Source organism: Comamonas sediminis (assembly GCF_041107495.1).
GTDB classification, from domain to species: Bacteria; Pseudomonadota; Gammaproteobacteria; order Burkholderiales; family Burkholderiaceae_C; genus Comamonas; species Comamonas sediminis.
The window spans coordinates 576,513-591,795 of sequence record NZ_JBGBDC010000001.1; the positions used below are offsets into that span (position 1 = coordinate 576,513).

Below are 15,283 nucleotides of genomic sequence, written 5' to 3' on the forward strand. Positions count from 1 at the left end.
GCGAGGGTGCCGCGCAGGCCCGCGCGGCGCTGCCCTCGCCTGCCCCACCACCCCTGCAGCAGACCCCTGCAGCAGGCCGCTAGAACAGCTCCTGCTGCATCGAGGTCAGGCTGCTGAAGTCCTCCCCCAATGGCTGCAGGATCGAATCGGCAATCGGCTGCAGCTGCTTGCTCAGGTAGTGCTCGTAGTCGATCGGCGACTGGCGCACCTCCAACGGCTCGGGCCCGCTTTTGCCCATCACATAGCGGATCCAGCCACCGCTTTGGTATTGCAGCGGGCGGCCCAGGCGCCGGTTGTAGTCATCAGCCATGCGGGCGGCGCGCACCTGCGGCGGCAGGTTGGCCACATAGGCATCGAGCCGGTGGCGCAGGCGCTTGCGGTAGACCAGCAAATCATCCTTCTGGCCCGCCAAGGTGGCCTGCGCATAGCCGATGACAAAGTCGCGGTAGGGCAGCCCCTGGAAGACGCGCGAGAGCAGCCCTTCCTGGAACTGGCGCGCCAGCGGCGTCCAGTCGCTGCGCGCCATCTCCAGGCCGCGGTAGACCATGGCCTCCTTGCCATCGGCATCCACACTCAGGCCCGCATAGCGCTTTTTGCTGCCCACATCCGAGCCCCGGATGGTGGGCATGAAGAACTTCTTATAGTGCGTGTCGAACTCGATCTCAAGAAAGCTCTCCAGGTTCTGTTCCTGGCGCAGGCCTTGCGTCCACCAGGCATTGATATCGCTGACCAGCGATGTGGCGACCGCATGCGCTTCCTGGTTGCTGTGGGCGCACCCCAGCCAGATGAAGATCGAATCCGTATCGCCGTAGATGACCTCGTAGCCGCGCTGCTGCACCAGCGCCTTGGTGCGCTTGACCATCTCATGGCCGCGCAAGGTGATCGACGAGATCAGCGCCGGGTTGAAGAAGCGGCATTCGGTCGCACCCAGCACCCCGGCAAAGGAGTTCATCACCAGCTTGAGCGCTTGCGACAGCGGCTCGTTTCTGCTGCGCTTGGCCTCATCGCGTGCGCGCCATAGCGTGGTGACGATCTCGGGCAGGCAGTGCTTGTCGCGCGAGAAGCGCGTGTCCATCGGCCCGTGGATCAGTGACGCGGTATCGCTGGCATGCAGGCCTTCGGCCAGGCCCACCGGGTCGACCAGGTAGGTGCGGATGATCGAGGGGTAGAGACTTTTGTAATCGAGCACCACCACCGAGTCATAAAAGCCCGGCCGCGAATCCAGCACATAGCCGCCCGGCGAGGATTTGCCGCGCACATCGCCCACATTGGGCGCCACATAACCTTGGCGGTGCATGCGCGGCAGGTAGTGGTGGCTGAACGCCGCTATCGAGCCGCCAAACTGGTCCAGCTGCAGGCCGGTCGCATGCGCCCGCTCCATCGCAAACTGCAGCAGTTGGGCCTTGTCAAAAATGCGCAGCACCAGCTCGCAATCGCGGATGTTGTAGACCGCCAGCGCAGGCTTGTCCTCTTGGTAGCGGCGCTCGATCTCGGCCATCTTGTCGTACTCGTCGCCAATGTCCTTGCCCTCGCCCAGCAAGGCCTGGGCCACGTTCTCCAGGCTGAACGACGGAAAGCTCCACACCGCCGCCCGCAAGGCCTCGATGCCATCGATGACCGCACGGCCCGGCATCGGCGCAAACCAATAATCTTGCTTGCCCGGATGCGCCCGCCAGGCAATGGGCCGGCCCTCGCGCCCCAGCACCAGCGGGGTGGCGCAATCGTCTGCGGTCTTTTGCAGCACCCGCAGGTCGAACTGGACCACATTCCAGCCGACGATGACATCCGGGTCATGGCGCGCAAACCAGTCGTTGAGTTGCTCGATCATCGCCTTGCGGCTGGCGCAATAGATCAGCCTGAAATCGCGGGCGGGTTCGGGGGGTTCAGCCTGCCCACCGGGCGCCGGCGCATCGCCGAGCATGAACACCACCCGCTGGCCTGCGCCATCGAGCGCAATCGAATACAGATCCTGGTGCTGGCTGGTTTCAATATCGAGCGACACCAACTTGAGCGCCGGCCGGTATGCCGCTGCGGGCAGCAGCTTGCAGTCCACCACCGTGCTGCCCTGCAACAGCCCGCCTTCGACCTGCACGCCAGCGGTGATGAAGCGCTCCATCAAATAGCGTTCGTGGGGGCGCACATCGGCCTCCAGCAGCGATACCCCTATCTGCTTCAGGCCCCGCGCGAGCTTGCCCAACTGCCGGTAGTGCTTGGCATAGACGCCCAGCACCGGCTCCTGCTGAAAACTCCTGAGGGCCAGCTCACGCAGATTCGTATCGGGCATCGCCAGCAACTGCGTCTGCACCACCACCCGGTGCCGCGCCTCGACAAACGCCACTGAGGCCTGCCGGGTCAGCAGCACTTTCAGCGGACCGCCATCGGTCGCCAGCCAGTACTCAATCTCGGTGCCCGCAGCCGTGTCCCGCCAATGACGGGTCAGGATGAAACCTTGGAGGGGGGTGGAGGGCACGGTAGATCAGGCAAAGCAAAAAGATGCGGGCCACAGCGACCGACGTTGCATGGCTTCAAGAGCCAACAACCTCGCGTGGCTTGCGCACCGATGATATCGCCGGAGTACCGCCGCGCCTGTACATGGGAGCAGATATTGGCGTCAGCGCCTGTCTGGACAAAAGAAAAAAGGACTTAGCTCTTTCGAGGGGAATGTGCCGAAGCAACCCGCACCCACCCTCGATACCGTCACCCTCAAGGAACTGCGGGGCGAGATCGACAACGCCCTGGCCTTCAGCAAGAAGCAAGACGCACAGGAACAGTTCAACTCCCAGCGTAGCGCCTTTAGTCAGATTGCACCGACCCAGCAACACCATTTTGGACGTGGTGGTCCTGGGGATGCGTGGAGCCTCCGTAACCATGGTGCTCAACTGGCTGTGCAGCTTCTCGGAGGCACAGACAAACCGCCCGACAAACACCGCTTTCCGCGCCTTCTCTGGAGACGCCAGCAAGGCTGCTCAGGGGGAGGCATCACCCACACCGCCGACACCATTCGCTCCTACCCCTGACCTTCTCCAGCCCTGACAAACAGCCGCGCTATTCCAATATGGGCGAACGCTATTCCACAGGTTGAAGTACCCATAAAGAAGGTGAAGCCATGACCATCGCCTATTCCAAGCCGACCCCGCAAAAACTCCTGTCAAATCGCCAGATAAAGGCCGTCATTGCCTTGGCAGAAGGAATGACTCAGGCAGCAGCAACCAAGTTTGCGGGCACCAGTCCCCAGACAGTCACAGCATGGATGCAAGACCCCACATTCCAGGCCCGCCTGGAGAACGAAATCTACTCGCGCTCCATGGATGACCTCGCATTCCACAAGCACCTACGTCGCAAGGCTCTGCGAGTGGTCACGGATGGCCTCGACTCTCCGAACCCATCGCAACGCATGTGGGCAGCGAAGGAAGTCCTTGCCCGTATCCCTGCCGATCCAGAAGAGGAAGAGGCAGCATTGAACAGGGCAATCTGTGAATCCGTCATGGAGACTGAGAGACCATAACCAAGACCATTCCCATACTCATCACCACCGACCCAACCCTCGCCCCAACCATGAAGCTCTTGTTGTCCGTCTATGGCTTGATCAGGCTACTCAAGAAGCGCTATCCATTGACTAAGTTCAGGTGCTGCACCACCGAAAATCGTACCCACAAGCAGCAGGACAACACCCACCGCAGAGACATGTACACCACCTGTGGCCGTTGTCTCGATCTTCTTTGAAACTCCGGCAATCAAGTTGGTGAACCGGCTTACCTCTGCGTCCAGCGCTTGTTTCGCCTTCTCATCAGATTCGAGGAGCAATATCTCCAATTCCTTGTGTGCTCTTTCCAGCTTGTCAGCTATACCCTCCAGATGCGTGAGCCGCCCGTCAACCGTCCGATCAATAGAGGGGCCGCTACCTGTGACTAGGTGAGCGCGACCCGACACCACAAGGCCTACCCCTTCAGGAGACAACACAATGGGAGGTGGGTTCCATTGGGGAAACTGTTTGAACCAAACCCCAAACTGCGTCTTCACAGCAGGTTGTTGAAAGTCCTCCCGCGTCTTCACGATGCCCCACACCACGGTCAAAACACCACCGAGTTGCAAGAACATCCCAGTGATACGAAAAGCCTTCTCAGACCACCCACACATCCACATCACGACCAGGGATGCCATCACCACGGCAACGACGCACCAGTAGTAGGGCGCGACCGGGACCTTACGTATCCAGTGGCCCACGTAGCTCAACCAGCGCACAAATTTAGCCATAGCCCTCCTACCAACTCAGTTTGTATGGGACAAATGCAGAAAAGAAAAAGGACTTAGCTCTCTCGAGCTAAGTCCTTGTCTTTTTGGTCGGAATGGCGGGATTCGAACTCGCGACCCCTTGCACCCCATGCAAGTGCGCTACCAGGCTGCGCTACATTCCGAAGACTTGAATTATATACCTAGTTTTCCGGGTCTCCGGAAAGAATGCGACGAATTTCTTGCAACTCGATCGCGGCCTGCTGCCAGCTCAGCGGTTCAGCGCTTTCGGGCATGCCGGCAGCCAGCGCATCGGTACCCTCTTCCTGCAGCGCGAACATGCTGTCGTCTTCCAGCGCATCGAGCATGGCCTGGCCGCGCGGCAGCGACTGGAGCTGGTTGCGCGCGCCGCTGATCGTGAAGCCGCGCTCATAGAGCAGCTCACGGATGCGGCGGATCATCAGCACCTCATGGTGCTGGTAGTAGCGGCGGTTGCCACGGCGCTTGACCGGGCGCAGCTGCGTGAACTCCTGCTCCCAGTAGCGCAGCACATGCGGCTTGACGTCGCATAGCACCGATACCTCACCGATGGTGAAGTAGCGCTTGGCAGGGATGGGGGGCAGCTGTTTTTCCATGGATAAATTGTAAACAGCCGCGAAAGCGGCCGTGTTGCATATAGGCGAAAGCGGGCGACGGTTTGACCTTCAGTGCCAACGCACTGCAGGGAGCCGAGCGCCCAGGGCTTGCGTCATCCCATGTCGGCGGGGGCCTGCACCGAATCCTTGAGCTTGCCGCTGGCATGGAAGGTCACCACGCGGCGCGCCTCGATCGGCACCTCTTCTCCGGTGCGCGGATTGCGGCCCGGGCGGGCCTTCTTCATGCGCACTTGGAAGTTGCCAAAGCTCGACAGCTTCACATCTTCGCCCTTGATCAAGCTCTCCGAGATCAGGTCGAAAAAGGCATCGACCATGTCCTTGGCTTCGCGCTTGTTCAGGCCGATGTTGTCAAACAGCATGTCGGCCAGTTGCGCCTTGGTCAGCGCAGGTTGTTCCAGGCTCTCAACGGTGAATTCCATATAGCAATCCTCGCGTGTGGGATCAGCGCAGACGCGCACCCAGGCTTTGTGTGAGTTGTTCCACCACGGCTTGCACGGCCGCTTCGATCTCGGTGTCTTCCAGCGCGCGCTCGTCATGGCCCAGGCTCAGACGCACGGCCAGGCTCTTCTCGTCCTGGGCCAGGCTGCCGGCGGCGGCCTCTTCACCGGCCTTGAGCTTCTTGGGCCGGAACACGTCGAACAGCACGGCACTGCGCAGGATAGCACCTGCGCTGGCAGCCGTGATGGCCTGCATGACCTGGGCGTGGGTAACGGCTTCCTTGACGACGACAGCGATGTCGCGCTCGACCACCTGGTGCTTGGCCACTGGCGCGAACACCGGCACCTGGCGCGCCAGCACGGCATCGAGTGCCAGCTCGAACATCACCGGCGCCTGGGCCAGATCCCATTGCTGGCGCCACTGGGGGTGCAGCTCGCCGACAAAGCCGATGGCCTTGCCGTCCAGCAGCACGCGGGCGCAACGGCCGGGGTGCAGCGCGGGGTGCTCGGCCGCTTCAAACACCGGCTTGAGCGGCGCGAGCAGTGCCTCGACATCGCCCTTGACGTCGTAGAAATCGACCTTGGTCTCGTCGCGGCCCCATTGCAGCTGGTCGGCTGCGCCGTAGGCCAGGCCGGCCACGCGCATGGGCTGGTGGAAGCCCTTGACGGTGGTGTCGGACTCGGCGACCGAGTCGTCCTTGAAGAACACGCGGCCCAGCTCGAACACGCGCACGCGCTGTGCCTTGCGGTCCACATTGAACTTGAGCACCTGCAGCAGCGAGCCCAGCAAAGACGAGCGCATCACGCTCAGGTGGCTGGCGATGGGGTTGAGCAGCTTGATGGCATCTTGGTTGCCGGCCAGCTCTTGCTCCCACTTCTCTTCGACAAAGCTGAAGTTGATGGTCTCCTGGTAGCCCAGGCCGGCCAGCACATGGCGCACGGCGTAAGGGCTGCGGGAGTTCTCGGCACGCAGCTTGGGCGAGATCGGCGCCAGCGGCTTGCTGGTGGGCAGGTTTTCGTAGCCAATCATCCGCGCGATTTCCTCAACCAGGTCTTCTTCCAGGTTGATGTCGAAGCGGAAGGTGGGCGCGGTCACGCTGATCACGCCTTCTTGCACCACGGTGGCAGGCAGGCCCAGGCCGTTCAGCGCATCCAGGCATTGCTGCTGGGTCACCGGCATGCCGATGACCTTGGCCGCACGTGCCACACGCAGCTGCACCGTCTTGGGCGCAGGCATGTTGGGCTGCTGGTCGTCCATGGCAGCCACCTGCGTCTCAGGCGTGCCGCAGATCTCCAGCACCAGCTGGGTGATGCGCTCGATATGCTCGGTGGTGAACTGGGGGTCCACACCGCGCTCGAAGCGGTGGCCCGCGTCGGTCGAGAAGTTGAAGTGGCGCGAGCGGCCGGCCACCGCCTTGGGGAACCAGAAGGCCGCTTCGATGTAGATGTTCCTGGTGTCATCGGACACGGCCGTGGCGTCGCCACCCATGATGCCGGCCAGCGACTCCAGGCCGTGCGCGTCCGCGATCACGCCGACCTTGAGGAAGTCGTCAATGGTGATGGTGTTGCCGTTGAGCAGCTTGAGCGTCTCGCCCTGCTTGCCCCAGCGCACGCTCAGGCCGCCGCTGATCTTGTCCAGATCGAAGATGTGGCTGGGACGGCCCAGCTCGAACATCACATAGTTCGAGATGTCGACCAGGGGGCTGACAGCGCGCTGGCCGCAGCGGGCCAGGCGGTCCACCATCCACTGCGGGGTCTTGACCTGGGTGTTGACGTTGCGCACGATGCGGCCGGAGAAACGGCCGCACAGGTCGGTCGCCTCGATCTTGACGGGCAGCTTGTCTTGCGAAGCCACCGCAGCGGCCGGGAAGGACAGCGCCTTGAGGGGCGTGCCGGTCAGTGCCGACAGCTCGCGCGCCACGCCGTAGACCGACAGGCAGTGCGCCAGGTTGGGCGTGAGCTTGAGGGTGAACAAGGTGTCGTCGAGGTTCAGGTACTCGCGCACGTCCTGGCCCAGCGGCGCATCGGCGGGCAGCTCCAGCAGACCGCCGTGGTCATCGGCAATGCCCAGCTCCTTGGCCGAGCACAGCATGCCAAAGCTTTGCACGCCGCGCAGCTTGCCGATCTTGATCTTGAAAGGCTTGCCGTCTGCGCCGGGTGGCAGCTCGGCGCCCACGGTGGCGCAGGGGATGCGGATGCCGACGCGCGCATTGGGCGCGCCGCAAACGATGTTCAGCAGTTCAGGGCCACCCACATCGACCTGGCAGACGCGCAGGCGGTCGGCATCGGGGTGCTGCACGGCTTCTTTGATCTCACCGACAACGATGCCGGTGAACGGAGGCGCGACGGGGTCGAGCTCTTCGACCTCGAGACCCGCCATGGTCAAGGTATCGGCCAGCTCTTGGGTGGTCAGCGACGGGTTGCAGTATTGGCGCAACCAGGATTCAGGAAATTGCATAGTCGGACTCTTTGGCGTTCAGGCCTGCAGTGCCATGTCGGGCATCGGCAGGCAGGGCGTTCTTGCGTTTCAATGGGGAGCGGGTGGCAGCACCTGCTGCCCGGGCGCTGGGGATGGCATCGCCCATCTGCAGCACCGCCCGCTCCGTTTTCATGACTGGAACTGCGACAGGAAACGGATGTCGCCGTCAAAGAACAGGCGCAGGTCATTGACGCCATAACGCAGCATGGTCAGGCGGTCAGGGCCCATGCCAAAGGCAAAGCCAATGTATTTCTCGGGGTCCAGGCCCATGTTGCGCACCACGTTGGGGTGCACCTGGCCAGCGCCCGAGACTTCCAGCCAGCGGCCGGCCAGCGGCCCGCTCTGGAACTGGATGTCGATCTCGGCCGAGGGCTCGGTGAACGGGAAGAAGCTGGGGCGGAAGCGCAGCACCAGGTCATCCTGCTCGAAGAAGGTCTTGCAGAAGTCGGTGAACACGACCTTGAGGTCCTTGAAGCTCACGTTCTCGCCAATCCACAGGCCTTCGCACTGGTGGAACATCGGCGAGTGGGTGGCGTCCGAATCCACGCGGTAGGTGCGCCCCGGGGCGATCACGCGGATCTCGGGCATGGTCTGGCCGGCGTCGATCAGGTTGCGGTAGCGCTTGACGTGCTGCACGGCATGGCGCACCTGCATCGGGCTGGTGTGCGTGCGCAGCAGATTGGGCGCGTGCTGCGTGCCGCCTTCCACATAGAAGGTGTCGTGCATGGAGCGCGCGGGATGGTCTTCCGGCGTGTTGAGCGCGGTGAAGTTGAACCAGTCGGATTCGATCTCGGGGCCTTCGGCCACATCGAAGCCCATGGAGCCGAAGATGCCTTCGATGCGCTCCATCGTGATGGACACCGGGTGCAGACCACCGCTGCCACGGCGGCGGCCGGGCAGGGTTACATCCAGCACTTCGGCCTTGAGGTGGGCTTGCAGCTCGGCATCGGCCAGCGCCTTGCGGCGCGCCGTCAAGGCCGTCTCAATCGCCTGCTTGGCCACATTGATGGCGGCGCCGCGCGATTTTTTCTCTTCGACGGAAAGCTGTGCCATGCCCTTCATGAGCTCGGTCATCCTGCCCGACTTGCCCAGAAACTGCGCCTTGGCGTTTTCCAGATCAGCGGGGGTATGGGCCTGCGCAAACAACTGTTGCGCGCTTTCGACCAGAGAATCCAACTCGTTCATATCGACTCTTATCGACTTTGGTGCCGGGCCGCAAAAAACAGCCTGGCGATAAAAAAACAAGGGCTAGCGCCTTTTCAAGCCCTAGCCCTTGCTGTGTGTGCACCAGCAGCTACCAAATCAACAGTAACTACCGATCGTGACCTTAGGCAGCCAGCTTGGCCTTGACTTGGTCGACGATAGCTGCAAAAGCAGCCTTGTCGTGCACGGCGATATCGGCCAGCATCTTGCGGTCGATTTCAATGGCAGCCTTCTTCAGGCCGTTGGCAAACTGGCTGTAGGTCAGGCCCAGTTCACGGGAAGCGGCATTGATACGGGCGATCCACAGTTGGCGGAACACGCGCTTCTTGGTACGACGGTCACGGTAGGCGTACTGGCCTGCCTTCATTACCGCTTGCTTGGCAACGCGGAAAACGTTACCACGGCGACCGCGGAAACCCTTAGCAAGGGCCAGAACTTTTTTGTGACGGGCGCGTGCCGTTACACCACGTTTGACGCGAGGCATGTGTTTTCTCCTAGTTCGTCAGTGAATTACAGGCCCATGCCGGGCAACATTTGTGCCATGTGACCCATGTTGGTCTCATGCACAGCGGTTGCACCACGCAGATGGCGCTTGTTCTTGGTGGTCTTCTTGGTCAAGATGTGACGCTTGAAGGCTTGACCGCGCTTGACGGTGCCACCTGGACGAACGCGAAAACGCTTCTTCGCGCTGCTTTTGGTCTTCATTTTGGGCATGTGAATGCTCCTTATGTTTGTGCTCGTGAGGCGTTCCATCGCCATGACGGAACTTGTTTTGGCCCCGAGCCACTTCTGTGACAGACCTAGATTACATCTACTCTATCAATGCGCAGAGTGTTGACTGCACCCCTCCGAGGCACCTGGGTCAAGACCCCGGAATCCGGCAAGCGCCGCCGCTGCTCTGCTAAAAACCGAAAGCGGCCTAAGCCGCTTGTCGGTAATCCGGTATTCTAACCGCTTCTTTAAGCTGTGGCTACTGGGGAGGAATTTCCCTCCACCGGCTTGCCAGCGGCAGCGCCACCGGGCTTCTTGCGCGCCGGGGCGATCATCATGATCATCTGGCGGCCTTCCAGCTTGGGGAACTGCTCGACCTGGATCAGGTCGGCCAGCTCGTCGCGGATGCGGTTGAGCAGGTCCATGCCCAGGTTCTGGTGGGTGATTTCACGACCACGGAAGCGCAGGGTCACCTTGACCTTGTCGCCTTCAGCCAGGAAGCGGCGGATATTGCGCATCTTGACGTTGTAGTCGCCATCATCAGTACCGGGACGGAACTTGATTTCCTTGATTTCGATGACGGTTTGCTTGGCCTTGGCCTCGGCCGCCTTCTTCTGCTCCAGATACTTGAACTTGCCGTAGTCCATCAGGCGGCAGACTGGAGGCGTGGCCGTGGCGACGATCTCGACCAGGTCAACATCCAGCTCTCCGGCCATGCGCAGCGCTTCCATCAGCGGCACGATGCCCAGGGGTTCATTATCAGGACCGGACAGACGCACTTCAGGTGCCTGAATCTCACGGTTCAGACGGTGTTTGCGCTCTTCGCGGTGGCGGCGATCACGGAATTCAGTAGCTATGGCTTTCACCCTAAAAATTTAAAAGCTACGACAGCGTAGCTGCTATTAACGCAGTCCACGCTGTCCAAAGCCTTTCAGTGCCTGGGTAGGCTTGTTACGCTTTAGCGGCGATGTCCTGGGCAATCAGTTCTACGAATGCATCTACGGACATCACACCGAGGTCTTTACCGCCCCGGGCGCGCACTGCTACGGCTCCGGCTGCCTTTTCCTTGTCGCCGGCGACAAGAATATAGGGCAGCTTTTGCAACGAATGCTCCCGTATTTTATACGTAATCTTCTCATTGCGCAGATCGGTAACCACACGCAGCCCTTGGAACGGCAAGGCCTTACGCAGTTTGTCGGCCACTTCCTGCACGTAGGCGCCATGCGCGTCGGTGATGTTGAGCACCGCTACTTGCGTGGGCGCCAGCCAGGCGGGCAGCGCGCCGGCGTGCTGCTCGATCAGGATGCCGATGAAGCGCTCGAGCGAGCCGACGATCGCACGGTGCAGCATGATGGGGCGGTGGCGCTCGCCGTCTTCGCCGACGAACTCGGCATCGAGACGCTCGGGCAGGTTCGGGTCGACCTGGATGGTGCCGCACTGCCATTCACGGCCCAGTGCGTCCTTCAAGGTGTACTCGATCTTGGGGCCGTAGAACGCGCCCTCGCCCGGCAGGTATTCGAACTCGCAACCCGAGGCGCGCAGGCCTTCGGCCAGTGCCGCTTCGGCCGCATCCCAGCTCTCGTCGGTGCCGATGCGCTTTTCAGGGCGCGTCGACAGGCGGTAGAGGATGTTGGTGAAGCCAAAGTCTGCATAGACCTTTTGCAGCAGCGCCGTGAACGCGGTCACCTCGGCCTGGATCTGCTCGGGCAGGCAGAAGATGTGGCCGTCATCCTGCGTAAAGGCACGCACGCGCATGATGCCGTGCAACGAGCCGGTGGGCTCGTTGCGGTGGCAGGCGCCAAACTCACCAAAGCGCAGCGGCAGATCGCGGTAGCTCTTGATGCCTTGCTTGTAGATGAGGATGTGGCCGGGGCAGTTCATCGGCTTGAGCGCGTATTCGCGCTTTTCCGACTCGGTCGTGAACATGTTCTCGCGGTACTTGTCCCAGTGGCCAGTCTTCTCCCACAAGGTCTTGTCCAGAATCTGCGGGCCCTTCACCTCCTGGTAGCCGTTGTCGCGGTACACCTTGCGCATGTACTGCTCGACCTCTTGCCAGATCGACCAGCCCTTGGGGTGCCAGAACACGGTGCCGGGCGAGTGCTCGTCGATGTGGAACAGGTCGAGCTCGCGGCCCAGTTTGCGGTGGTCGCGCTTTTCGGCCTCTTCCAGCATCGTCAGGTACTGCTGCAGATCGTCCTTGCTGGCCCAGGCCGTGCCGTAGATGCGTTGCAGCATCTCGTTGTTGTGGTCGCCACGCCAGTAGGCGCCTGCCACCTTCATCAGCTTGAAGTGCTTGAGCTTGCCGGTGCTGGGCACGTGGGGGCCACGGCACAGGTCTTCAAACGCGCCTTCGCGGTACAGGCTCACATCTTCATTGCTGGGAATGGAGGCGATGATCTCGGCCTTGTAGTTCTCACCCAGGCCCTTGAAGTAGGCCACGGCTTCGTCGCGCGGCAGCACGCGGCGCACCACGGGCTCGTCCTTGTTGGCCAGCTCGGCCATGCGCTTTTCGATCGCCACCAGGTCTTCGGGCGTGAAGGGGCGCTTGTAGGCGAAGTCGTAGTAGAAGCCATTGTCGATCACCGGGCCGATGGTGACCTGGGCTTCCGGGAACAGCTCCTTGACGGCGTAGGCCAGCAAGTGGGCGGTGGAGTGGCGGATCACTTCCAAACCATCAGCGTCCTTGGCCGTCACGATGGACAGCGGCATGTCGCGGTCGATGACAAAGCTGGTGTCCACCACCTTGGCGTTGTCGCCCAGACCCACCTTGCCAGCCAGCGCAGCCTTGGCCAGGCCGGCGCCAATCGATGCAGCGACATCGGCCACCGACACGGGGCCCGGATAGTCGCGCTTGGAGCCATCGGGAAGCGTAATTTGAACCATGAGAAATCCTAAATAATCGTGCTGTACAGAGCCGCGCCGCCCAGAAAAGCAAAAAGCGCGGAGCTTGTCCGCGCTTTGGTGTGAGGAGACGAAATCGTCGTACAGGCGCGAACCACCGACCTTATTGGCCAGTCAAACCCCAAGTGGTTGTAGTTCGCGGTGTCATAACCGATGTTGCCTTTCTCGCTCTTACCAGTGGATGAAATCTAAAACGACTGTCATTTTCCCACATTCTGATGCAATCTGCTGGTCTTCCCGCAATCCAGCCGCCACCGCGCTTGCCATAATCAAAACGATAGCAGACCTTGACGATTAGATATGCCCTATCGCTACGCCCGATCTGTTGGAATGTCCGCCTGCCTGGCTGCGCTATTGCTGCAAGGGGGCTGCACCAGCACCCCCGCTACCCGTGGCAAAGTCCCCGAACGCGACATGCAGGCCCAGGAATGGGGCCAGTCCGATGTGAACCGCATGGCCACGTTGAGCATGCGCGCCAACCTGCAAAGCCTGTATGTGCTGATGGACAAGCTCTACCGCCGCAATCCTCAGGAGTGGCGCAAGGGCGGTTTCGACAACCGGGAAGCAGCGATGAAGGCCGTGCGCGAAGCGATAGAAAACCAGCAACCCTGGCCGGATTTGTTGGATCAACGCGACATTGCCGGCATGAGCATGGCGCTGGCACCCGAATTCGCGGGCGACCGGGTCGCCGCCTTCACCTGGGCCACGGCCGACATGCTGATCACCGCCTATGGCGGCCGCACCACCTTCTATCTGATCCATGGGCTCGATGCCCAGGCGGTCTACAACGCCTCGCGCAATCTGGAGATTGCCAACTGGATGCTCACCCACCGCAAGCTGGGCAATGGCCAAGCGATGCTGCTGAGCAACGAGCTCAATGCCAACGAACGCAACCTGAGCTTCGAGCGCGAGTTTGGCAAGATGATCGCCCGCAATGACCTGATGGCCGATGTCGTCTCCGAGAAATACCGGCGCGCGGTGATTGGCTATGTGCAGGGGCTGGCCGGCGGCAGCCTGCTGCAGTTCCTGCCGGTGCAGGCGGTGGCGCATTAAGGACCCTCTTCGCGTCGCTGCGCCCCACCCTGCTCGCCCAAAACAGCCGATTCAGCGCGCAGGCAGCGGCAAATGCAGGCTGCGTTTGAGGGTGGCCAGCGCAATCGAGGTGTTGAAGCGCTGGATATTCTGGTCGCCACCGAACAGCCGCTGGGTGATGGCCTGGTACTCCTGCATGTCGCGGGCCGTCACCACCAACAGGTAATCGGTCTGCCCGGTGACCATGTAGCACTGCTGCACAGCAGGCTCGGCCGCCACGCGGGCGCGAAAGCCCTGGGTCAGCGCATCGAGCTCATTGACCAGCTGCACCTCGATAAAGATGGTCAGCGGCCGGCCCACGGCCTCCGGACTGAGCTGCGCCGTGTTGGTGGCGATGACCCCGCTGTCCTGCAGGCGGCGAATGCGGCGCTGCACAGCCGCCGGCGACAGGTTCACCAGCTCGGCCACCTCACGCTGGGGCCGCAGGTTGTCGCGCTGCAGGATGCCCAAGATAGCCAGGTCGAAAGCATCGAGTTCAGTGTTCATCGCAAAGGCCTGGAGGAGAAGCGCACAGCAAGAGCGAAACTTGCATTTGGCACCGAATTTTCGAGCAATTTACTTCGCTCAGCTGCAATATTATCTCGGCCATGCAAGATTCTCTCTGGCAGCGCCTGCTGCCCTCGTTGGCGGTATTGGGCTCGGTCAGTGCGCTGTGCCTGGGCACCAGCTTTGCCAAACACCTGTTCCCGGTCGTCGGCGCCCAGGGCACTACCGCCTTGCGCGTGGGCTTTTCGGCGTTGCTGCTGCTGCTCATCTGGCGCCCTTGGCGCTTTGGGCCCACCAAGGCCAACCTGGGGCAGATTGCCATCTTTGGCGTGGTGCTGGGTCTCATGAACCTGCTGTTCTACATGGCCATCAAGCGCCTGCCTTTTGGCGTGACGGTGGCCATCGAGTTTGTCGGCCCGTTGTCGGTGGCGGTCTGGACCTCGCGCCGCGTGCTGGACCTGGTCTGGCTGGGGCTGGCGGCGCTGGGCTTGTTTTTGCTGCTGGTGCTGCCGATGTTTGGCGTGCAGACCGCCGCGCTCGACCCGGTGGGCCTGTGCTATGCCGTCATGGCCTCCGCCTGCTGGGCCGGCTACATCGTGCTGGGCAAACGCGCCGGCCATATGCATGGCGGCATGGTGGTGTCGCTGGCGCTGCTGACCGCCGCCATCGTGGTGGTGCCCTTTGGCATTGCCGAGGCGGGCGCCAAGCTGCTGCAGCCCTCCATCCTGCTCTATGGGCTGGCGGTGGCCGCTGTCTCCAGCGCCATCCCCTATACCTTGGAGATGTTCGCGCTCAAACGCCTGAGCTCGGGCGCTTTCTCCACGATGCTCGCCACCGAGCCAGCCATTGCAGCGATTGCCGGCATGCTGGTGCTGGGCGAGCTGCTGACCGCCACCCAGTGGTCGGCCATCGGCCTGATCATGGTGGCAGCAATGGGCAGCGCGCTGACGGCCAAGCCCTCTGCACCGCCGCAGGCAGCAGCGCCCAAACCTGAGGGCCAGGCCGTCGCCTGATTGCAGCAGCCCCCAGCCAAGCAAAAAGCGCTTGCCGCATAGACGGCAAGCGCTCTTTTTTAATGCGCAGCAGAA

At 61.9% G+C, this 15,283-nt stretch carries 16 protein-coding genes and 1 tRNA gene; 4 read left to right on the forward strand and 13 right to left on the reverse strand.

All coding sequences use genetic code 11. The features are described from left to right. Positions 1-79 precede the first annotated feature (79 nt). Positions 80-2,470 carry a DNA polymerase II gene (locus AB7A72_RS02480; protein ID WP_369458919.1) on the reverse strand — a complete coding sequence of 797 codons (2,391 nt, stop codon included), beginning with the start codon at positions 2,468-2,470 and terminating at the stop codon, positions 80-82. A gap of 193 nt (positions 2,471-2,663) precedes the next feature. On the opposite strand from AB7A72_RS02480, the gene AB7A72_RS02485 reads away from it, so the two are divergent. Both AB7A72_RS02485 and AB7A72_RS02490 read left to right on the forward strand, forming a co-directional pair. After that, positions 2,664-3,017 carry a hypothetical protein gene (locus tag AB7A72_RS02485; RefSeq protein ID WP_369458920.1) on the forward strand — a complete coding sequence of 118 codons (354 nt, stop codon included), beginning with the start codon at positions 2,664-2,666 and terminating at the stop codon, positions 3,015-3,017. A gap of 89 nt (positions 3,018-3,106) precedes the next feature. Beyond that, positions 3,107-3,505: a hypothetical protein gene (locus AB7A72_RS02490; protein ID WP_369458921.1), complete on the forward strand. Its 399-nt coding sequence runs from the start codon at positions 3,107-3,109 to the stop codon at positions 3,503-3,505. An 86-nt stretch (positions 3,506-3,591) separates the two neighbouring features. On the opposite strand, the gene AB7A72_RS02495 is transcribed toward AB7A72_RS02490, so the two are convergent. The 11 genes from AB7A72_RS02495 to thrS form a co-directional block, all read right to left on the reverse strand. Continuing rightward, positions 3,592-4,254 carry a hypothetical protein gene (locus AB7A72_RS02495; protein WP_369458922.1) on the reverse strand — a complete coding sequence of 221 codons (663 nt, stop codon included), beginning with the start codon at positions 4,252-4,254 and terminating at the stop codon, positions 3,592-3,594. A gap of 84 nt (positions 4,255-4,338) precedes the next feature. Next, a tRNA-Pro gene (locus tag AB7A72_RS02500) sits at positions 4,339-4,415 on the reverse strand. Between the two features lie 18 nt (positions 4,416-4,433). After that, positions 4,434-4,865 carry a MerR family transcriptional regulator gene (locus AB7A72_RS02505; RefSeq protein ID WP_312525708.1) on the reverse strand — a complete coding sequence of 144 codons (432 nt, stop codon included), beginning with the start codon at positions 4,863-4,865 and terminating at the stop codon, positions 4,434-4,436. 113 nt (positions 4,866-4,978) lie between these two features. Then, complete coding sequence (locus AB7A72_RS02510) at positions 4,979-5,305, reverse strand: integration host factor subunit alpha (protein WP_239811226.1); 327 nt, start codon at positions 5,303-5,305, stop codon at positions 4,979-4,981. 22 nt (positions 5,306-5,327) lie between these two features. Continuing rightward, positions 5,328-7,781 (reverse strand): phenylalanine--tRNA ligase subunit beta, encoded by a 2,454-nt coding sequence (gene pheT, locus AB7A72_RS02515; RefSeq protein ID WP_369458923.1) that lies wholly within the window; start codon positions 7,779-7,781, stop codon positions 5,328-5,330. Then, the gene (locus tag AB7A72_RS02520; protein ID WP_230771775.1) at positions 7,768-7,935 is read right to left on the reverse strand and encodes a hypothetical protein; all 168 of its coding nucleotides are present in this window, start codon (positions 7,933-7,935) and stop codon (positions 7,768-7,770) included. Before AB7A72_RS02520 ends, pheT begins: the two co-directional genes overlap by 14 nt. Then, complete coding sequence (pheS, locus tag AB7A72_RS02525; RefSeq protein ID WP_369458924.1) at positions 7,932-8,987, reverse strand: phenylalanine--tRNA ligase subunit alpha; 1,056 nt, start codon at positions 8,985-8,987, stop codon at positions 7,932-7,934. Before pheS ends, AB7A72_RS02520 begins: the two co-directional genes overlap by 4 nt. A gap of 142 nt (positions 8,988-9,129) precedes the next feature. Beyond that, the gene (gene rplT / locus AB7A72_RS02530) at positions 9,130-9,489 is read right to left on the reverse strand and encodes a 50S ribosomal protein L20 (protein WP_021025157.1); all 360 of its coding nucleotides are present in this window, start codon (positions 9,487-9,489) and stop codon (positions 9,130-9,132) included. Between the two features lie 26 nt (positions 9,490-9,515). Beyond that, positions 9,516-9,719: a 50S ribosomal protein L35 gene (gene rpmI, locus AB7A72_RS02535; protein ID WP_021025158.1), complete on the reverse strand. Its 204-nt coding sequence runs from the start codon at positions 9,717-9,719 to the stop codon at positions 9,516-9,518. Positions 9,720-9,964: 245 nt separating this feature from the next. After that, positions 9,965-10,582, reverse strand: coding sequence for a translation initiation factor IF-3 (gene infC, locus AB7A72_RS02540; protein WP_021025159.1), 618 nt, complete (start codon positions 10,580-10,582; stop codon positions 9,965-9,967). A gap of 85 nt (positions 10,583-10,667) precedes the next feature. Continuing rightward, the gene (gene thrS, locus AB7A72_RS02545; RefSeq protein ID WP_369458925.1) at positions 10,668-12,599 is read right to left on the reverse strand and encodes a threonine--tRNA ligase; all 1,932 of its coding nucleotides are present in this window, start codon (positions 12,597-12,599) and stop codon (positions 10,668-10,670) included. A 348-nt stretch (positions 12,600-12,947) separates the two neighbouring features. Here thrS and AB7A72_RS02550 point away from each other — a divergent pair, with 348 nt between their 5' ends. Further along, a complete protein-coding gene (locus AB7A72_RS02550) occupies positions 12,948-13,670 on the forward strand; it encodes a hypothetical protein (RefSeq protein ID WP_239811221.1) in 723 nt (240 codons plus the stop codon). A gap of 51 nt (positions 13,671-13,721) precedes the next feature. On the opposite strand, the gene AB7A72_RS02555 is transcribed toward AB7A72_RS02550, so the two are convergent. Further along, positions 13,722-14,195, reverse strand: a complete 474-nt coding sequence (locus AB7A72_RS02555; protein ID WP_239811220.1) for an Lrp/AsnC family transcriptional regulator — start codon at positions 14,193-14,195, stop codon at positions 13,722-13,724. Positions 14,196-14,296: 101 nt separating this feature from the next. On the opposite strand from AB7A72_RS02555, the gene AB7A72_RS02560 reads away from it, so the two are divergent. Then, positions 14,297-15,208 carry an EamA family transporter gene (locus AB7A72_RS02560; RefSeq protein WP_239811219.1) on the forward strand — a complete coding sequence of 304 codons (912 nt, stop codon included), beginning with the start codon at positions 14,297-14,299 and terminating at the stop codon, positions 15,206-15,208. Positions 15,209-15,283 lie beyond the last annotated feature (75 nt).

Coding starts and splice junctions, on each gene's coding strand:
- AB7A72_RS02495 (WP_369458922.1), bottom strand. CDS start 4,254: ATGGCTAAATTTGTGCGCTGGTTGAGCTACGTGGGCCACTGGATACGT.
- rpmI (WP_021025158.1), bottom strand. CDS start 9,719: ATGCCCAAAATGAAGACCAAAAGCAGCGCGAAGAAGCGTTTTCGCGTT.
- AB7A72_RS02520 (WP_230771775.1), bottom strand. CDS start 7,935: ATGAAAACGGAGCGGGCGGTGCTGCAGATGGGCGATGCCATCCCCAGC.
- AB7A72_RS02550 (WP_239811221.1), top strand. CDS start 12,948: ATGTCCGCCTGCCTGGCTGCGCTATTGCTGCAAGGGGGCTGCACCAGC.
- AB7A72_RS02490 (WP_369458921.1), top strand. CDS start 3,107: ATGACCATCGCCTATTCCAAGCCGACCCCGCAAAAACTCCTGTCAAAT.
- pheS (WP_369458924.1), bottom strand. CDS start 8,987: ATGAACGAGTTGGATTCTCTGGTCGAAAGCGCGCAACAGTTGTTTGCG.
- AB7A72_RS02510 (WP_239811226.1), bottom strand. CDS start 5,305: ATGGAATTCACCGTTGAGAGCCTGGAACAACCTGCGCTGACCAAGGCG.
- pheT (WP_369458923.1), bottom strand. CDS start 7,781: ATGCAATTTCCTGAATCCTGGTTGCGCCAATACTGCAACCCGTCGCTG.
- rplT (WP_021025157.1), bottom strand. CDS start 9,489: ATGCCTCGCGTCAAACGTGGTGTAACGGCACGCGCCCGTCACAAAAAA.
- thrS (WP_369458925.1), bottom strand. CDS start 12,599: ATGGTTCAAATTACGCTTCCCGATGGCTCCAAGCGCGACTATCCGGGC.
- AB7A72_RS02555 (WP_239811220.1), bottom strand. CDS start 14,195: ATGAACACTGAACTCGATGCTTTCGACCTGGCTATCTTGGGCATCCTG.
- AB7A72_RS02560 (WP_239811219.1), top strand. CDS start 14,297: ATGCAAGATTCTCTCTGGCAGCGCCTGCTGCCCTCGTTGGCGGTATTG.
- AB7A72_RS02505 (WP_312525708.1), bottom strand. CDS start 4,865: ATGGAAAAACAGCTGCCCCCCATCCCTGCCAAGCGCTACTTCACCATC.